At 70.0% G+C, this 17,983-nt stretch carries 13 protein-coding genes and 2 pseudogenes; 8 read left to right on the top strand and 7 right to left on the bottom strand.

Features of this window, described 5'->3' with window-relative positions:
• Window positions 1-1,126, top strand: a 1,126-nt coding sequence (locus A5691_RS05095; RefSeq protein ID WP_156675537.1) for a bifunctional diguanylate cyclase/phosphodiesterase, incomplete at its 5' end; no start/stop codon positions are given.
• A 4-nt stretch (window positions 1,127-1,130) separates the two neighbouring features.
• Here A5691_RS05095 and A5691_RS05090 read toward each other — a convergent pair.
• The 3 genes from A5691_RS05090 to A5691_RS05080 form a co-directional block, all read right to left on the bottom strand.
• Window positions 1,131-2,162, bottom strand: coding sequence for an LLM class flavin-dependent oxidoreductase (locus A5691_RS05090; protein WP_067750004.1), 1,032 nt, complete (start codon window positions 2,160-2,162; stop codon window positions 1,131-1,133).
• Window positions 2,163-2,278: 116 nt separating this feature from the next.
• The gene (locus A5691_RS05085) at window positions 2,279-3,397 is read right to left on the bottom strand and encodes an FAD-binding protein (protein WP_067750003.1); all 1,119 of its coding nucleotides are present in this window, start codon (window positions 3,395-3,397) and stop codon (window positions 2,279-2,281) included.
• Window positions 3,394-4,221, bottom strand: a complete 828-nt coding sequence (locus tag A5691_RS05080) for a uracil-DNA glycosylase (protein ID WP_067750002.1) — start codon at window positions 4,219-4,221, stop codon at window positions 3,394-3,396. Before A5691_RS05080 ends, A5691_RS05085 begins: the two co-directional genes overlap by 4 nt.
• Before the next feature lie 83 nt (window positions 4,222-4,304).
• Between A5691_RS05080 and A5691_RS05075 the strand changes: the two genes are divergently transcribed.
• On the top strand, window positions 4,305-5,558 hold the full coding sequence (locus A5691_RS05075) for an MFS transporter (protein WP_067750000.1): 1,254 nt from the start codon (window positions 4,305-4,307) through the stop codon (window positions 5,556-5,558).
• A gap of 1 nt (window position 5,559) precedes the next feature.
• Here the strand turns inward: A5691_RS05075 and A5691_RS28275 are convergent, their stop codons facing one another.
• Window positions 5,560-6,159, bottom strand: coding sequence for an SHOCT domain-containing protein (locus A5691_RS28275; protein ID WP_067749999.1), 600 nt, complete (start codon window positions 6,157-6,159; stop codon window positions 5,560-5,562).
• Between the two features lie 65 nt (window positions 6,160-6,224).
• Between A5691_RS28275 and A5691_RS05065 the strand changes: the two genes are divergently transcribed.
• The 3 genes from A5691_RS05065 (at window position 6,225) to A5691_RS05055 (ending at window position 9,511) form a co-directional block, all read left to right on the top strand.
• Window positions 6,225-7,592: an FAD-binding oxidoreductase gene (locus A5691_RS05065; protein WP_067749997.1), complete on the top strand. Its 1,368-nt coding sequence runs from the start codon at window positions 6,225-6,227 to the stop codon at window positions 7,590-7,592.
• A gap of 99 nt (window positions 7,593-7,691) precedes the next feature.
• A complete protein-coding gene (locus A5691_RS05060) occupies window positions 7,692-8,933 on the top strand; it encodes a cytochrome P450 (protein WP_197694381.1) in 1,242 nt (413 codons plus the stop codon).
• A complete protein-coding gene (locus A5691_RS05055; protein ID WP_067784935.1) occupies window positions 8,933-9,511 on the top strand; it encodes a TetR/AcrR family transcriptional regulator in 579 nt (192 codons plus the stop codon). Before A5691_RS05060 ends, A5691_RS05055 begins: the two co-directional genes overlap by 1 nt.
• A 105-nt stretch (window positions 9,512-9,616) precedes the next feature.
• Here A5691_RS05055 and A5691_RS05050 read toward each other — a convergent pair whose 3' ends face one another.
• Window positions 9,617-10,756: an acyltransferase gene (locus A5691_RS05050; protein WP_067749992.1), complete on the bottom strand. Its 1,140-nt coding sequence runs from the start codon at window positions 10,754-10,756 to the stop codon at window positions 9,617-9,619.
• A complete protein-coding gene (locus A5691_RS05045) occupies window positions 10,753-12,453 on the bottom strand; it encodes a DEAD/DEAH box helicase (protein ID WP_067749990.1) in 1,701 nt (566 codons plus the stop codon). Before A5691_RS05045 ends, A5691_RS05050 begins: the two co-directional genes overlap by 4 nt.
• Before the next feature lie 124 nt (window positions 12,454-12,577).
• On the opposite strand from A5691_RS05045, the gene A5691_RS05040 reads away from it, so the two are divergent.
• Together A5691_RS05040 and A5691_RS05035 are read left to right on the top strand one after the other, a co-directional pair.
• The gene (locus A5691_RS05040; RefSeq protein ID WP_067749988.1) at window positions 12,578-13,177 is read left to right on the top strand and encodes an LppP/LprE family lipoprotein; all 600 of its coding nucleotides are present in this window, start codon (window positions 12,578-12,580) and stop codon (window positions 13,175-13,177) included.
• 44 nt (window positions 13,178-13,221) lie between these two features.
• Entirely contained in the window at window positions 13,222-16,650 is a 3,429-nt protein-coding gene (locus A5691_RS05035) for a TM0106 family RecB-like putative nuclease (RefSeq protein ID WP_067890810.1), read from the top strand.
• On the opposite strand, the pseudogene A5691_RS05030 reads toward A5691_RS05035, so the two are convergent.
• Window positions 16,647-17,801, bottom strand: a pseudogene (locus tag A5691_RS05030) (MFS transporter); the annotation flags it as partial. The gene A5691_RS05035 and the pseudogene A5691_RS05030 overlap by 4 nt on opposite strands.
• Between A5691_RS05030 and A5691_RS28520 the strand changes: the two are divergent.
• Window positions 17,784-17,983, top strand: a pseudogene (locus A5691_RS28520) (MFS transporter); the annotation flags it as partial. The pseudogenes A5691_RS05030 and A5691_RS28520 overlap by 18 nt on opposite strands.

Here is a 17,983-nt window from a genome sequence, read left to right as displayed (position 1 = left end):
CCTCGCGCGCAACGTGCGTCGCGACGATCTGCTGGCGCGCGTGAGTGACGAGGAATTCGCCATCCTCCTCGGCGACGGATCCGACCTGGTCGCGGCGCGCGCCCAGGCGGGCCGGTTGCTCGAAGGCATGAGCATCCCGTTCGAACTCGATGCGATCAGCGTGGAGATCGACGCCTGCATCGCCATCGCCCTCTACCCCGACCACTGCGACCACCCCCAGGAGCTGTTGAATCGCGCCGAGGCGGCGGTCCCGCACGCCAAGTCGGCCGTCAGCAGGATCGCGGTGTACGAGTCGGCCTACGAGGCCGATCGCGACCACGATCCCAACCTGGTGCGGGAGCTGCGCGCCGCGCTGAACGACGGCGACCAGTTCACGCTGCACTATCAGCCCAAGGTCAACGCGAACGACAGCGTCCACAGTGTGGAGGCGCTGCTGCGCTGGCAGCATCCCACCCGCGGGCTGCTGCTGCCGGAGGCGTTCCTGCCCGCCGCGGAGCGCGCCGGTTTGATGCGCGCGGTGGCCCATCGCACGATCAACCTGACGCTCGAGCAGATTCGGTCCTGGCGCGAGCAGGGCATCCCGCTGACAGTCGCGGTGAACCTGTCGACGGCGAACCTGCTCGACCTCGACCTCGCGGTCACCATCGAGCGGCTGCTGCGGAACCACGGCTTGCCTCCCGAGGCGCTGATCGTCGAGATCACCGAGAGCGCACTCGTCGACTCCGAGCGGTCCCGCGACACCGTCGCCGCCCTGCGGCTGCTGGGCGTTCGGATCTCGCTGGACGATTACGGCACCGGGTGGTCGTCGCTGGCCCGCCTGCAGGATGTGACGGTCGACGAGTTGAAGCTCGACCGGCGATTCGTCGCGCGCCTGGCCCAGGACCCCCGGTCGGTGGCCATCGTCCAGTCCACCGTGGACCTGGCGCAGAATCTGGGCGCCGACCTCGTCGCCGAGGGGGTGGAGGACGAGCTGACCCTGAGCGCGCTGCGCGGTTGCGGCTGCACCATCACCCAGGGCTTCGTGCACAGCCCGCCGTTGCCGCCGGACGAACTGCGGCGCTGGATCACCAACAGGAGCGCCATCGCGGGACCGGTCGACTCCGAGCGGTCGGGCGTGACGGACTGAGGAGCTAGAACAACTCCTTGGCCAGCAATTCCAGCGTCGCGACCCGCGCCGGCGCGGTAGCCGGGTCGGTGCCTCGGTGGGCCGATGCGACCGGGTGGACCATCACCTCGTCGACGTCGAACCGTTGCGCCAGCGCCCGCAGCTGTTCGGCGGCCTCGGCCGGCGTACCGAGGACCGCCCGGCGCAGCCCACTGTCCACGATGAGCCGCTGTTGCGGCGTCAGCTCGGCGCCTTCGGCCTCCTCGACGAGCGGCACCGGGCCCAGGGGCTGCCCGGTGCGCAGCTTTGCCATCATCTGCAGGTTGGGCAGCATCAATGCCGTTGCCTCGTCGTGGGTTTCGGCCACGGCGGCGTTCACCGTCAGGAACGTCACCGGCTCGGGCGTGAGCTTGCTCGGCCTGAACCTCGAGCGGTACACCTCGAGCGCCTCCTCGGTTCCCTGGCCGGAGAAGTGGTGTGCGAACACGTACGGCAGCCCCTTGGCGGCGGCCAGGTGCGCCGAGTACATCGACGACCCCAGCAGCCACAGGCGTGGTTCGCCGGCCGCGGCCGGGGTGGCCTTGAGCCGGTAGTCCCCCGAGCGCAGCGGCACCACGACGCCGCGCGCGCTCATCAGCGCCGCCACGTCGTCGAGGTATTCCGGGAAGTTTTCGATGTCCTCGTCGCCGCGGCTACCACGCAGCGCGTAGGAGGTCACCGGATCGGATCCGGGCGCTCGGCCGATGCCGAGGTCGATGCGGCCGGGGGCGGCGGCTTCCAGCAGCGCGAACTGCTCGGCCACCGCCAGGGGCGCGTGATTGGGCAGCATCACGCCGCCGGACCCGAGGCGCAGCTGCGTGGTTTGCGCGGCCAGGTAGGCGATCAGGACCGGCGGGCTGGTGGCGCCCACGGACGGCATGTTGTGGTGCTCGGCGACCCAATAGCGCGTGAAACCCAGCCGATCCGCGGCCTGGGCCAGCTGCACGGTGGCCGCCAGCGCATCACGGGTCGTCTGGTCGGTGCGCACCGGGACCAGGTCGAGGACGGAAAGACGCACGTTCGCGTCAACGCCTTCCGGCCCACGAACGTTCCCGGCCTCCTCGCGAGCAGACACAAAATCGCACGCCCGCCCGGCGTGGCGGGCGACTTTGCGTCTGCTCGGCCGAAGGACTGTCAGTAGTCCTTGAGGGTGATCGAGCTGACGATGCGGTCGAAGACCTCCTGCGGAATGGGCGCCCCGCCCGGGATGTTGTCGACGACCAGCCATTGGTTGCGCTTGACGTAGTCGTTGAACTCCTTGTGGTAGTTGGCGAAGCCGAGTTCGTAGTCATCACCCGCGGCGGCGAGCTCGCCGGCCAGGATGTAGGCGCCCAGCAACGCGACGCTGGTGCCCTGGCCCGAGAGCGGCGAGCAGCAATATCCGGCGTCGCCGACCAGCGCGACCCTGCCCTTCGACCAGCGGTCCATCTTGATCTGCGACATCTCGTCGAAGTAGAAGTCCGGTGCGCTGCGCATGTACTCGAGCAACTGGGGACGCACCCAGCCGTCGCCGGCCATCCGCCGTTCCAGCTCGGCGAACTGCGCCTCGGTGTCCCGGTAGTCGATCCGCAGATCGGTTTCCATGAAACCGAGCATGGCCCGGGCCTCGGCGTTGTTGCGGGCGCTGTAGACCCCCGCCATGGTGGAGTCCCCGTAGTGCCAGGTCTGCCAGTAGTCGAGTTCCAGGAAGTTGGGGACGGTGAAGATCGCCGCGTGGGTGCCCAGGCGCTCGATGAACTGTTCCTCGGGGCCGAACACCAACCGGCGCACGTTGGAGTGCAGTCCGTCCGCCCCGACGACCAGGTCGAAGCTGCGCGCGGGGGCACGTTCGAAGGTCACGTTGACGGCCGCGCCGTCGTCGTCCAAGCCGGTGATGGTGTCGTCGAAAATGTACTCGGACGTCCATTGGCTTGCGCCGTAAAGCAATTCGACCAGGTCGTCGCGCAGCAGCTCGATGTCGGGGCTGTCGATGGGGCCGCCGGTGGGTGTCGCCTCGGTGTCGCGCGACAGCTCGTTGCCGTCGCTGTCGACGACGGAAGCGCCGCGAATTTGCGTCCTCCGCTTCTGAGCGGCGGCCAGCAGCCCCATGCGTTCCAGCACTCCCAGCGCCGGCCCGCGCACGTCGATCGCCTGGCCGCCCGGTCGCGGGCCGGGGTGGCGCTCCACCACGGTGACCGAATAGCCGTGCCGTCCAAGCCAATAAGCCGCCGTCGCACCGGCCACGCTGGCGCCGGAAATCAGAACGTCAGTCACTTAATCCCTGCCAGCCTTTTCGCATCCCGGAAAACGTCGTCGAGCATCGCTGGTGTCAACCTACCGGTAAACATGTTTTGCTGGCTCGGGTGGTAACAGCCGAGTAACCGCACACCGGGCGCGAATTGCGCCACGACCCCGTGGCCGAACCGCGGCTTGCGCATCGCGGACGCGCCCGGCAACCGCAGCGCGATTTGCCACGCGAACCCGCCCAGAGCCACGATCACGCGCACGTGCTCGGACACCAGCCGCCATTCGGCTTCCAGCCAGGGCCAGCAGGTGTCCCGTTCCGCGGGCGTCGGGGCGTTGGCCGGCGGAGCGCACCGCACCGGCGCAGCGATCCGAACCCCGTTGGCCCGCAACCCATCCGCGGCATCCACGCTGGTCGGCTGGTTCACCAGCCCGGCCCGGTGTAGCGCCGCGTACAGCTGATCGCCGGACCGGTCGCCGGTGAACATGCGCCCGGTCCGGTTGGCGCCGTGCGCCGCGGGCGCCAACCCGACGATCAGCAGCCGGGGCCGTTCCGAGCCCCAGCCCGGCACGGGCCGGCCCCAATACGGCTGGTCGGCGAAGGCGCGGCGCTTCAGGGCGGCGACGTCCTCGCGCCAGTCGACCAGCCGGGGGCACGCGCGGCAGACGCTGATCAAGGCGTCGAGTTCGGGGATCGACGGGGCCCGGGGAGCCAGCGCGGCGACCTGCGTGGGGTCGGCGGCCACCGGGGTCTGCGGGGTCGCCGGGTCCCCCGGCCAACCGGTGCCGGGAACCACTGGAGAATCGAACGCCTGGCCGGTACGTGGGTGGACGAGCACATCAACATCCTGCAGTCAGCCGGTGCGCGACCGCCGAACCCCCCGGATATTCGGTGGTCGGGCCGCGGATCAGCGGCTACATTCTCCCCGGGATACCCATGAGCCACACGAGCCGCGGCCCGGCACTTCTGATCATGTCCGCCACGCTGCTGGCGACGACGGGCACCGGCATCTCGATCATCGCGTTCCCCTGGCTGGCGTTGCAGCACCACGACCGCGCCAGGGACGCGTCCGTCGTGGCCGCCGCGATGACCCTGCCGCTGGTGCTTTCCACGCTGGTCGCCGGCACCGCCGTCGACCTGGTGGGCCGCCGCCGCGTGTCGCTGGTCTCCGACTCGCTGTCCTGCGCGGCGGTGGCCGCCGTTCCGCTGACCGCCTTGCTGCTGGGGGCCGACGCGATCAACGTCGCGGAACTGGCGGTGCTGGGGTTCTGCGCGGCGGCCTTCGACCCGGCCGGGACGACGGCACGCCAGTCGATGCTGCCGGAGGCGGCCGCCCGGGCGGGCTGGTCATTGGACCGCACCAACAGCATCTACGAGGCCGTGCTCAATCTCGGGTTCATGGTGGGGCCGGGGATCGGCGGCCTGATGATCGCGACGGTTGGCGGCATCAACACCATGTGGTTCACGGCGGGGTGTTTCGGGTTGTCGCTCTTGGCGATTGGCGCGCTGCGGCTCGAGGGCGCCGGAAAGCCGCACCACGCGACCCGCCCGGACGGCCTGGTGTCCGGGATCGCTGAGGGTCTGCGGTTCGTGTGGAGGCTGCGGGTGCTGCGGACGCTCGGTCTGATCGACCTGGCCGTGACCGCGCTCTACCTGCCGATGGAAAGCGTGCTGTTCCCAAAGTATTTCGCCGACCGGCACCAGCCCGTGCAGCTGGGTTGGGCGTTGATGGCGCTCGCGATCGGCGGCGTGGCGGGCGCGCTCGGCTACGCGGCGCTGTCGAGATACACCCGCCGGCGTACGGCGGTGCTGACGGCGACCCTCACCTTCGGCGCCGCGACGATCGGCATCGCCTTCCTGCCGCCGCTGCCGGTGATCCTGGTGCTCTGCGGGGTGACCGGCCTGGTGTACGGGCCGATCCAGCCCATCTACAACTACGTCATGCAGACCCGGGCACCGCATCACCTGCGCGGCCGCGTGGTCGGGGTGATGGCGGGGCTGACCTACGCGGCCGGGCCGTTGGGCCTGCTGGTGGCCGGCCCGCTCACCGACGCCGCCGGGCTGCAGGTCACGTTCCTGGCGCTGGCGGTACCGATCCTGGCGATCGGGCTGGTGGCCTCGAGGCTGCCGTCGCTGCGGGACCTGGACCGCGCGCCGGAGTTGGAGGCGAGTCCGCCGTCGCCGCCGTGATTCACTCGCCGAGGATCTTGCGCTTCTGCTGCTCGAATTCCTCGTCGGTGAGCAGGCCGCGCTCCTTCAGCGCGGCCAGCCGCTCGAGCCGCTCGATCGGGTCTTGCCGGGCTTGCGCCGCGGGCGCCGGCATCGCCGCGCCGAACGCCTGCTGCTGCATCTCGGCTCCGCGGCGCATCATCTCCTCCCGGAAGGCGGTCGGATCCGAGATGGCGCGCCGGATGACATCGGTCATCGGCATTCCCATCACCTGGGCGCCCGCCAGGTCGGGGCGGGTGGCGGTCACGGCGTCGATGGCCGCGTCGGCGGTGGCGGCCGGCCGGTGGTCGAGCTGCACGCGGCTGTGGTCCTTCGGGTCGTACAGCACCGTCAGCCTCAGGCCCGGCCGCGGCGGGCTCAGCTGGGGTAGCAGTGCGGTGACGCTGGCGTCGAACGGCGCTTCGCCCTCGGGCGTGACCCGCAGCAGCAGCTTCCAGCGAACCTCGGTGTTGTTGACCAGGTTCGGGTTGCCGACCGTGACCGAGATCGCCGACTGCTCGGCGGCCAGGACGTCCGCGAACGCGCGGGTGCCGACTTTGCTGAGATCTCTGCGTCCGAACACTTGGACCCGACCTTTCACAAGAATCGCTCCACTGTACAGCGCGGATGGGACCGTAGGATCGGGTCGTGAGTGCTGACCTCCTGGCCGAGCTGATCGCCGGCCTGCCCGACGGCATGGTCGTCACCGACCCGACCGTCACCGAGGGCTACCGGCAGGACCGCGCGTTCGACCCGTCGGCCGGCAAACCGTTGGCCGTGGTTCGCCCGCGCCGCACCGAGGACGTGCAGACCGTGTTGCGCTGGGCGTGCGGGCACGGGATCCCGGTGGTGACCCGCGGGGCCGGCAGCGGCCTGTCCGGCGGGGCGACGGCGCTGGACAACGGCATCGTGCTGTCGACGGAGAAGATGCGCGACATCACCGTCGACCCGGTGACCCGCACCGCGGTATGTCAGCCCGGCCTGTTCAACGCCGAGGTCAAGAAGGCCGCCGCCGAGCACGGCCTGTGGTACCCGCCCGATCCGTCGTCGTTCGAGATCTGCAGCATCGGCGGCAACATCGCCACCAACGCCGGTGGGCTGTGTTGCGTCAAGTACGGCGTCACCACCGACTATGTGCTGGGCATGCAGGTGGTGCTGGCCGACGGCACGGCGGTGCGGCTCGGTGGCCCGCGACTCAAGGACGTCGCGGGGCTCTCGCTGACGAAACTCTTCGTCGGCAGCGAGGGCACCCTGGGCGTCGTCACCGAGGTCACGCTGCGGTTGGTGCCCAAGCAGAACGCGTCCAGCATCGTGGTGGCCTCTTTCGCGACGGTCGAGGCGGCCGTCGAGGCGGTTCTGGGCGTCACCGCGCGGCTGCGCCCCTCGATGCTGGAGTTCATGGATTCGGTGGCGATCAACGCCGTCGAGGACACCCTGCGCATGGACCTGGATCGCGGCGCGACCGCCATGCTGGTGGCCGGCTCCGACGAGCGGGGGCGCGCGGGCAGCGAGGACGCATCGGTGATGGCCGCGGTGTTCGCGGAATGCGGTGCGGCGGAGGTGTTTTCGACCGACGATCCCGACGAGGGCGAGGCGTTCGTCGCCGCCCGCCGGTTCTGCATTCCCGCGGTGGAAGCGAAGGGGTCGCTACTGCTCGAGGATGTCGGGGTGCCCCTGCCGGCGTTGGGCCGGTTGGTCACCGGCATCGCGGACATCGCGGCCGAGCGCGACCTGACGATCTCGGTCATCGCCCACGCCGGCGACGGCAACACCCACCCGCTGATCGTGTACGACCCCGCGGATGCCGCGATGACCGAGCGGGCCCACCTGGCCTTCGGCGAGATCATGGACCTCGCCGTCGGGCTCGGCGGCACGATCACCGGCGAGCACGGCGTCGGCCGGTTGAAGCGGCCGTGGCTGGCCGGCTACCTCGGGCCCGAGGTGATGGAGCTCAACCGGCGCATCAAGCAGGCGCTGGACCCGCAGGGCATCCTCAACCCCGGCGCGGGCATCTAGTTTCTCCGCTCATCGCCCGGCGCGCGGGGCGCTCGGCGTCCAACGCCCCGCTGGCCGGGGGTGGTTGACATCGCCGTGCAATTGTCGTACGAATGAGACATGGCTGCGGTTATGTCTCACCACGCGCCGGTCACGTTCGAGCTGGCCACCGCGGACACCTGGCCGGAGCCCTGGCCGATGTACCGGGCGCTGCGCGACCACGATCCGGTGCACCATGTCGTCCCGGCCAAACGGCCCGAGCACGACTATTACGTGCTGTCCCGGCACGCGGATGTGTGGGCCGCCGCGCGTGATCACGAGACCTTCTCCTCCGCGCAAGGGTTGACGGTCAACTACGGCGATCTGGAAATGATCGGGCTGCAGGACAATCCGCCGTTCGTGATGCAGGATCCGCCGGTGCACACGGAGTTTCGCAAGCTGGTGTCGCGTGGGTTTACGCCGCGACAGGTCGAGGCCGTTGAACCGAAGGTCCGCGAGTTCGTGGTGGAGCGCATCGAGGGGTTGCGCGCCGCCGGGGGTGGCGACATCGTCACCGAGCTGTTCAAGCCGCTGCCCTCGATGGTGGTCGCCCACTACCTCGGTGTCCCCGAAGCGGATCGGGCGCAATTCGACTGGTGGACGGACGTGATCGTCGCGGCCAACACCGCCGAAGGCGGCGTGGCCGGGGCGCTGGATACGGTAGGCGACGCGGTCGGGTCGATGATGGCCTACTTCACTCACCTGATCGAGCGCCGTCGCGGCGAGCCCGGGGACGACACCATCTCGCACCTGGTGGCGGCCGGGGTGGGCGCCGACGGCGACATCGCCGGCACGCTGTCGGTGCTGGCGTTCACGTTCACCATGGTGACCGGGGGCAATGACACCACCACCGGAATGCTGGGCGGCTCAATGCCTTTGCTGCATCAGCGGCCCGACCAGCGACGGCTTCTCGTCGAGGATCTGGGCCTGATCCCCGACGCGGTGGAAGAACTGCTGCGGCTGACCTCGCCGGTGCAGGGGCTGGCCCGCACGACCACCCACGACGTGACGATCGGCGACACCACCATCCCCGCCGGCCGCAAGGTGTTGCTGTTGTATGGGTCGGCCAACCGGGACGAGCGTCAATACGGTTCGGACGCGGGCGAGCTCGACGTGACCCGCCGCCCGCGCAACATCCTGACCTTCAGCCACGGCGCGCACCACTGCCTGGGCGCGGCGGCGGCCCGGATGCAATCGCGGGTGGCCCTGACCGAATTGCTCACCCGCTGCCCGGATTTCGAGGTGGACGAGTCCGCGATCGTCTGGTCGGGCGGCAGTTACGTGCGGCGTCCGCTGTCCGTGCCGATTCGGGTGAAGTCCTGATGCCGAACGACTGGCTCGGCGCGCACCGCAGCGAGGCCGCCGCGGACCGGATCCTCGACGCGGCGGAGCGGCTCTACACCGAACGCGACCAGGCTTCGATCGGCATGAACGAGATCGCCAGGGCCGCGGGGTGTTCCCGTGCCACGCTGTACCGGTACTTCGAGAACCGGGAGGCGCTGCGCACCGCATACGTGCACCGCGAGACACGCCGGCTGAGCCGCGAGATCAAGGAGCAGATCGGCGGCATCGAGGACCCCCGGGAGCGGCTGGTCGCGAGCATCACCGCCACGCTGCGGATGGTTCGCGGCAGCCGCGCGCTGGCGTCGTGGTTCGCCGTCAGCCGGCCACCGATCGGCGCCGAGGTCGCCGCGCAGTCCGAGGTGATCACCGCGCTGGCCGCCGCGTTCGTCGGCTCGCTCGGGCCCGAGGACCCCGCCATCGTGGAGCGCCGGGCGCGCTGGGTGGTGCGGGTGATCGCGTCGCTGCTGCAGTTCCCGGGTCGAGACGACGCCGACGAGAAGGCGATGATCGAGGAGTTCCTCGTCCCGATCGTCACGCCGGTCTCCGCCCGGGGATAGGCGCACCCCAAAGTCGTCACGCCCGTCACTCCGGTCCCCGGCCGGAAGGAATGCCCGAACTGCCCGCCTCATAGCGACAAGCCGGCATGGCCGCGCCGCGTCGGCTCAGGTCCGCACGCGGGTGAACCGGTGCAACAGCCAGGCCAACGGAATCGTCACCACCATCGTCGCGAGGAACAGGTTCAGCATCGAGCCGGTGTAGACGTGGGCGCGAACGATGTAGACCATCGCGAATTCCATGGTGATCAGGTGGATCAGGAAGATCTCGTAGGAGATCTCCCCCAGCCACACCATCGGCCGCGTCGCCAGCAGGCGCCAGTACCAACCCCGATCCCCCAGGGCCAGCGGCGCCACCGCGAGGGCGGCGATCACGGCGTAGAAACAGGTCTTGAACAGGGCCTCGCTCAGGGTGGCCGGCGACGTGGTGGGCGCGCCGGCGATGGGAGTGGAGACGATGAAATAGCAGACGACGGCCAGCGGGATGGCCACAAACGCGTACCCCCGCACCCCCATCGCCTGCAGGACGGCCAACAGCATTCCGGCGAGAAACCAGGCCAGATAGGTCGGCAGCCAGAGCCGCGCGCCGTCGGGAAACCAGTGATCGGTGTGCACGAGCACGAGCCAGGCGGGGCTGATCAACGTCAGCCCGATCAGCGCCGCCAGCAGCAGTCTCGGCTGCCAGCGCCGGCGGCAGACGAGCACCAACAGCACGTAGGCCAGCAGCGGGAGCAGCACATAGAAGGACGCTTCCACCGCGAGGCTCCACATCTGGGTCAGCCCCTGGTGCAGGTACTTGCCCAGGTAGCCGTTGCAGTAGATCTGCGTCAGCGTCAGGTTGCGCGCCAGCCCGAGCCACGTGTGCCCGGGGTTGGGTCCCGCCTCGCGGAAGTGATACAGCACGTAGGCGAACAGCACGGTGACGACGTAGGCGGGCATGATGCGCCGGACCCGGTGCCACGCATAGCGACTCAGCGACGGGGGCGGCCCGCCGGTGGCGGCGGATTTCAACCACGGGCGGAACAGCAGAAACCCGGACAGCACGAAGAAGATCGGCACGCCGATCTCCAGCCGGGAGCCGACCAGGCCCCAATAACCGTGGGTGTACTTGCCGGTGGTGTAGGCCGCGTGGGTGCCGACGACGAGCAGGGCCGCCACGGCCCGGATTCCGGTCAGCGACGCCACCCGGTCGACGTGGGCGGTCTGTTCGAGTCCGCCCTGGGCGTCCTGTTCTTCCGACAGGGTCATCCCGGGTATTTCCTGCGGGGCTTCTGTCCGTCACGGCCGCGGGGCTTGGTCGCCGACCGGTCCGGTTGAAGGTTGATCAGCACCCCCGAAATGCGCGTGTGCTCAAGTTTTTTCAGCGTCGACTTGGGCAGCTTGGCCGGCAGCTCCACCAAGGAGAAGTCCGGGCCGATGGCGATGTGGCCGAAATCGCTGCGATGCAGGCCGCCTTCGTTGGCGATGGCGCCGACGATCGCGCCAGGGCCGATCTTGTGCCGCTTGCCCACCGCGATCCGATAGGTGGCGAACGACCGGTCCTGCCTGGGCCTTTCGGGACGCTCGCGGCGTTCGGTGTGCCGCTCGCGCCGCTCGCGTGGCGGCTCGGGCGCCATCAGGAACTCCTCGCCGTCGCGGGCCTGCAGCGCCAGCGCCGCCGCTATGTCGGCCAGCGGGACGTCGTGCTCGCGTTCGTAGTCCTCGACCAGCTTGCGGAAGAGGTCGATGCCAGGACGGCCCAGCGCGTCGGTGATGGAGTCGGCGAACTTCGCCACCCGCTGGGCGTTGACGTCCTCGACGGTGGGCAGCTCCGACTCGGTAAGCGTTTGCCGCGTTGCCTTTTCGATCGCCTTGAGCAGGTGGCGCTCCCGCGGCGATACGAAGAGCAGTGCGGTTCCCGACCGCCCGGCCCGGCCGGTGCGGCCGATGCGATGCACGTAGGACTCGGTGTCGTGCGGGATGTCGTAGTTGAGCACGTGCGAGATGCGCTCCACGTCGAGCCCGCGGGCGGCCACGTCGGTGGCGACCAGGATGTCGATGCCGCCGTCCTTCAGCGCGGCGACAGTCCGCTCCCGCTGGCCCTGTGGGATGTCGCCGTTGATGGCGGCCGCGGAAAACCCTCGGGCCCTAAGCTTTTCCGCGACTTCCTCGGTGGCCTGCTTGGTGCGAACGAAGACGATCATCGCCTCGAACGGCTCTACTTCCAGCACCCGGGTCAGCGCGTCCATCTTGCGCGGACCCGCGACCTGGATATAGCGCTGCGAAATGTTCTCCGCGGTAGCGGTTTTGGCCTTGGTGGTGACCTCGAGCGGATCGTGCAGGTACTTGGTGGTCAGCTTGCGGATCGCCGGTGGCATGGTCGCGGAGAACAGGGCGACCTGTTTGTACTCCGGGGTTTCGGAGAGGATCCGTTCGACGTCTTCGGCGAAGCCCATGGTGAGCATCTCGTCGGCCTCGTCGAGCACCAGGTAGTCGACCCGCGACAGGTCCAGTGTCCCCCGCTCGAGGTGGTCGATGACCCGGCCGGGGGTGCCGACGACCACCTGGGCGCCGCGCCGCAGCCCGGCGAGCTGCACGGTGTAGGACGAGCCGCCGTAGATCGGCAGCACGTTGATCTTCGGCAGATGGGCCCCGTAGCGGCTGAACGCCTCGGCCACCTGCAGCGCCAGCTCCCGCGTCGGCGCCAGCACCAGTGCCTGCGTCGCGGTGCTGGTGACGTCGATCCTGGACAGGATCGGGATGGCGAACGCCGCCGTCTTGCCGGTGCCGGTCTGCGCCAGCCCGACGACGTCCGAGCCCGCCATCAGCGCCGGGATCGTCGCGGCCTGAATGCCGGTGGGTGACTCGTAGCCGACGTCGGCGATCGCCCGCAAGACGGAGGGATGGATCTGCAGGTCGGCAAACGTAGTCGAGGCAGCCTCAGGCGAGCCGTCCGGGTGGGTCATCGTCCATGGAGTCTAGTGGCCGTGGCCAGATCGTCAGACTTCAGCGCTGCGGTCCCGTGATCATGAGCACAGCCGCGCTGGGCCCGGCCACGCCTGTCACACCCGAACGCGCGATGACGGTACGGTGCCCGATGTGTGGTCGCTACCCCGCCGTACCGAGCCACTGACCGGCTCGGCCGCTGTCGCGTTGATCGCCATCACCTTGACCGGCTGTGGTTCGGGAGACTCCACGGTCGCCAAGACGCCGCAGGCCGCGACGACGACCGAGACCCCGTCCATCACGGCCCCGGCCCAGCCGTCCGGCGCCGCCGCGCCGCCCGGCGGCAGCGCCCCGCCCGCCGACCCGTGCGCGGTCAACCTCGCCTCACCCACCATCGCCAAGGTGGTCTCCGAGCTGCCGCGCGACCCGCGCAGCCAGCAACCCTGGAACCCGGAGCCACTGGCCGGCAACTACAACCAGTGCGCCCAGCTGTCGGCGGTGATCATCAAGGCCAACACCAACGCCGTCAATCCCACCACCCGGGCGGTCCTGTTCCATCTCGGGCAATTCATCCCGCAAGGGGTGCCCGACACCTACGGGTTCAACGGCGTCGACCCGGCGCAGACCACCGGCGACACGGTCGCGCTGACCTACCCCAGCGGCATCAACGGCTTGAACACCGATGTGCGGTTCCACTGGAACGGCAACGGAGTGGAGCTGATCGGCAACGCCCCGGGGCACTAGGCGGAGCCGCCTTTTAGTCGGTCCCCTCACCTACAGTTGCTGCTGTGTTCGTCACCGGCGACAGCATCGTCTACAGCGCCTCGGACCTCGCGGCCGCCGCCCGCTGCGAGTACGCGTTGTTGCGGGATTTCGACGCGCGGCTCGGCTGGGCGCCGGCCGCCACCGTCGAGGACGACCTCCTCGCCCGGACCGCCACCCTCGGGACGGAACACGAGCGGCGCGAACTGGACCGGCTGCGCGACGAGTTCGGCGATGGCGTCGCGGTCATCGGCCGCCCGGCCTACACGCCCGCGGGCCTCGCGGCGGCGGCCGAGGCGACGCGACGCGCAGTCGCCGGCGGCGCGCCCGCGGTCTATCAGGCCGCCATGTTCGACGGCCGCTTCGTCGGATTCGCCGACTTTCTGGTGCGAGAAGGGGAGCAGTACCGGGTCATCGACACCAAGCTGGCCCGCTCGGCGAAGGTCACCGCGCTGTTGCAACTCGCCGCCTACGCCGACGCGCTGGCCGCCTCGGGCGTCGGGGTGGCGCCCGAGGCGGAACTGCACCTGGGCGACGGGACGGTGGCGCGCTACCGGGTCCATGACCTGATCCCCGTTTACCGTTCGCAGCGCGCACGATTGCAGCTGCTCCTCGACGAGCACCACGCGGGTGGAGCCGCGGTCCGGTGGGACGACGAGGGCGTGGGCGCGTGTTTGCGTTGCCCGTTGTGCACGGAGCAGTTGCGTGCCACCGACGACCTGCTGCTGGTCGCCGGCATGCGAGTGACCCAGCGGGACAAGCTGATCGACGCCGGCGTCACCACGGTGTCCGAGCTGGCCCAGCACTTTGGTCCCGTGCCGGAGCTGGCGCCGGGCGCGGTCGGCAAGCTGACCGCCCAGGCGAGACTCCAAGTCCGCCAACGCGAGACCGGCACGCCGCAGTTCGAGATCGTCGACCCCCAGCCGCTGACGCTGCTGCCCGAACCGGATCCGGGCGACCTGTTCTTCGACTTCGAGGGCGACCCGCTGTGGACCGTCGACGGCAAGGAGTGGGGCCTGGAATACCTGTTCGGCGTCCTGGAGGCCGGGCCCGCCGGCGCGTTTCGGCCGTTGTGGGCGCACAACCGGGCGGAGGAACGCAAGGCCCTGACCGACTTCCTGGCGATGGTGGCCAAACGCCGCAAACGCAGGCCCAACATGCACATCTACCACTACGCCCCGTATGAGAAGACCGCGTTGCTGCGGCTCGCCGGCCGCTACGGCGTCGGCGAGGACCAAGTTGACGAGCTACTGCGCAGCGGAACGCTGGTCGACCTCTACCCCCTGGTGCGCAAGAGCATTCGAGTGGGCGCGGAGTCATTCAGCCTCAAGGCGCTGGAGCCGCTCTACATGGGGGCGCAGCTGCGCGCCGGTGACGTCACCACGGCCGCAGGCTCGATCACCTCCTACGCCCGGTACTGCGAACTGCGGGCCGACGGACGCGGCGACGACGCCGCCTCGGTGCTCAAGGAGATCGAGGACTACAACCTCTACGACTGCCGCTCCACCCAGGAACTGCGCAACTGGTTGATGCTGCGCGCCTACGAATCCGGCGTCGTGCCGATCGGCGCCCAGCCCGTCCGTGGCGGCAACACCGTCGAGGACCGCGACGCGCTGGCGGTGACGCTCGCGACATTCACCGGCGACGCCACAGCGGGTGAGCGCACCCCCGAGCAGACCGCGGTGGCGCTGCTGGCCGCGGCGCGCGGCTACCACCGGCGCGAGGACAAGCCGTTCTGGTGGGCCCACTTCGACCGATTGAACTTCCCCGTGGAGGAATGGGCGGATAACACCGACGTCTTCGTCGCGGAACACGCGTCGGTGAACGTGGACTGGAACACGCCACCCCGCGCGCGCAAGCCGCAGCGGCGGGTGCGACTGCGCGGCGAGTTGGCCCGCGGCGAGCTGCCGACCGACGTCTTTGCCCTCTACGACCCGCCGGCTCCATCGGGGATGTCCGACGATCCCGACCGGCGGGCGGCCGGGCGCGCCACGGTGATAGCCGCCGACGATCCGGCGCTGCCCACCGAAGTCACCATCGTCGAACGAGTGGGCAACGACGGCAAGCCCTTTCATCAACTCCCGTTCGCGTTGACCCCCGGCCCTCCGATTCCGACGACCGCGCTTCGGGAGTCCATCGAGTCCACGGCCGCCGCGGTGGCGGCCGGCCTGCCAGGGCTACCCCGCAGCGCGGTCGTCGACATCCTGCTGCGCCGCGCGCCCCGCACGCGTAGCGGCTCCGCGCTGCCCCGCGGCGCCGACATCCCGGACATCGCAGCCGACATCACCGCCGCGCTGATGGACCTGGATTCGTCGTACCTGGCGGTGCACGGGCCGCCCGGCACCGGCAAGACGCACACCGCCGCGCGCGTGATCCAGCGCCTGGCCACCGACCATGGCTGGCGGATCGGCGTCGTCGCGCAATCGCATGCCACGGTGGAGAACGTGCTGGACTGTGTCATCGACGCCGGGCTGGACGCGCAGCGGGTCGCCAAGAAGCGCAACGACCACGGCGCCCCGCGCTGGCAGGAGATCGACAGCAGCGCCTACGCCGCGTTCATCGCCGAGAACGCCGGCTGCGTACTGGGCGGCACTGCATGGGATTTCGCGAACGCGACCCGGGTGCCGCCGGGCGCCCTCGACCTGCTGGTGATCGACGAGGCCGGCCAATTCTGTTTGGCCAACACCGTCGCCGTGGCGCCGGCCGCCGCCAACCTGTTGCTGCTCGGCGATCCCCAGCAGCTGCCGCAGGTCAGCCAGGGCACCCATCCCGACCCCGTCGACACCTCGGCGCTCGACTGGCTGGTCGAGGGCCAGCGCACACTGCCCGACGAGCGCGGGTATTTCCTGGACCGCTCGTACCGCATGCACCCCGCGGTGTGCGGCGCGGTGTCCGCGCTGTCCTACGAGGGCAGGCTGCACTCCCACGAGTGCACCGCCGCCCGGCGCCTCGCCGGCTACCGGCCCGGCGTGCGGACGATCACCGTTGAGCATCAAGGTAATTCGACCGAGAGCCCAGAGGAGGCCGGCGCCGTCGTTGACGAGATCGACCGCCTGCTCGGCGCGGCCTGGACCGACGAGCGCGGTACCCGGCCCCTGACCGCCGCCGATGTGTTGGTGCTGGCGCCCTACAACGCCCAGGTGGCGCTGCTGCGCCGGCGGTTGACCGCGGCGGGCCTCGACGGAATCCGGGTGGGCACCGTCGACAAGTTCCAGGGCGGGCAGGCGCCCGTGGTGTTCATCTCGATGACGGCCTCCACCGCGGACACCGTGCCACGCGGAATCTCGTTCCTGCTCAATAGGAACCGGCTCAACGTCGCCATCAGCCGCGCCCAATACGCGGCCGTCATCGTGCGCTCGGAATCGCTGACCGAATACCTGCCCGGCACGCCCTCGGGCCTGGTCGACTTGGGTGCGTTCCTGGCGCTGACCCAGACCGGCGCGGCGATCGCCTAGTTGCCGGACGAGTGGCGGCCGTAGCCGGTGGGCTCGTCGTCGGGATCGCGGCCGTGCCGCTGCCCTCGCGGCGCGCCGTTTTGCTGCCGTCCCGGCGGTGTCGCCCGAGTGCGCGGGGCGGGCGGGTAGGCCCGCGCCGACAACCCGGTGACCGGACGGAAAACCTTGGGCTCGTCGACATGAGAGCCGTTGTGGGCGAACCCGGTTGGCCGCACGGCGGGCGCCGGGCGCGGACGGGCGACCCGAGAGACCGGTGCGGGGGCGGCCTCGGGTTCACGGAGCAGGATGAATTCGACGTACTCGTCGTCGTCATAGTCGTCGTCGACCGCGTCGCCCGCGTCGGGCCGGCCACCCATGGCCGTCGGCGCGAAGCCGACCAGGAACAGCGCGGCCACTATCCCGAACAGCGCGATAAACGCGGGCAACAGGACCGACTGCGACATGGCGGCCGAGAACGGGTCGCGCAGGAACTCGGGCAGTTGCAGCGTCGCGGGCGCCTCGCCGCCGGCGCCGGGGGACGGCTGCGCGGGCATCTCGGCGCCGATCCGCGCGGTCATGAACGCGGCCATGCCGGCGCTGCCGAGCACCGCGCCGAGCTGGCGGACGGAGTTGTACACGGCCGAGCCCGCGCCGGCCAGGCTCGGCGGCAGGTTGCGCGTCGCGGTGGCGGTGAGCGGCGACCACACGAACGCCATTCCGACGCCGGTCGCGAAGAACGGCAACACCAGGCGCCAGATCGGCGTCTGCGGCGACATCTCGAACGTGAGCCAGGTCAGCGCGATCGCCAGCACCGAGAAGCCGAAACCGAGGACCGGGCGCGGATGGTAGCGGTCGACCATCCTGCCGACGAAGGGCGCAAACACACCGTTGGCGATCGCCATCGGCGCGATCAGCAGGGCCGAGCGCGTCGGCGAGAGCCCGCAGACGGCCTGCGCGTAGAACGTCAACGGCAGCATCATCGCGGTGGCGGCGAACGAGATGATGGCCACACCGACGTTGCACAGCCCGAAGTCGCGGTCGCCGAAGATCACCAGGGGGATCAGCGGCTCGTCGGTGTTCATCGACTGCCAGAACACGAACACCGTCATGAACCCGATGCCGGCGACGATCATCGCCCAGATCCAGGGTTCCCAGTGCGCGGCCTGGCCCTGGCCTACTGGCTGGTCCCCGTGCTGCCCACGCAGTCGCACCGGTTCGATGTGGTGGGCGTCGTGTTGTCCGGCGCGGGCATGTTCCTGATCGTGTTCGGCTTGCAGCAGGGCCAGGCCGCGCACTGGGAACCCTGGATCTGGGCGATGATCGTCGCCGGCATCGGGTTCATGACGGTGTTCGT

It is taken from the genome of Mycobacterium sp. E183 (genome assembly GCF_001667735.1).
Classification (GTDB): Bacteria; Actinomycetota; Actinomycetes; order Mycobacteriales; family Mycobacteriaceae; genus Mycobacterium.
This window is presented reverse-complemented; position numbering and strand designations above follow the sequence as displayed.

Bases quoted from the DNA above. Each gene is read 5' to 3' on its own strand.
- A5691_RS05075 (WP_067750000.1), top strand. From the start codon at position 4,305: ATGAGCCACACGAGCCGCGGCCCGGCACTTCTGATCATGTCCGCCACG.
- A5691_RS05050 (WP_067749992.1), bottom strand. From the start codon at position 10,756: ATGACCCTGTCGGAAGAACAGGACGCCCAGGGCGGACTCGAACAGACC.
- A5691_RS05045 (WP_067749990.1), bottom strand. From the start codon at position 12,453: ATGACCCACCCGGACGGCTCGCCTGAGGCTGCCTCGACTACGTTTGCC.
- A5691_RS05055 (WP_067784935.1), top strand. From the start codon at position 8,933: ATGCCGAACGACTGGCTCGGCGCGCACCGCAGCGAGGCCGCCGCGGAC.
- A5691_RS05060 (WP_197694381.1), top strand. From the start codon at position 7,692: ATGGCTGCGGTTATGTCTCACCACGCGCCGGTCACGTTCGAGCTGGCC.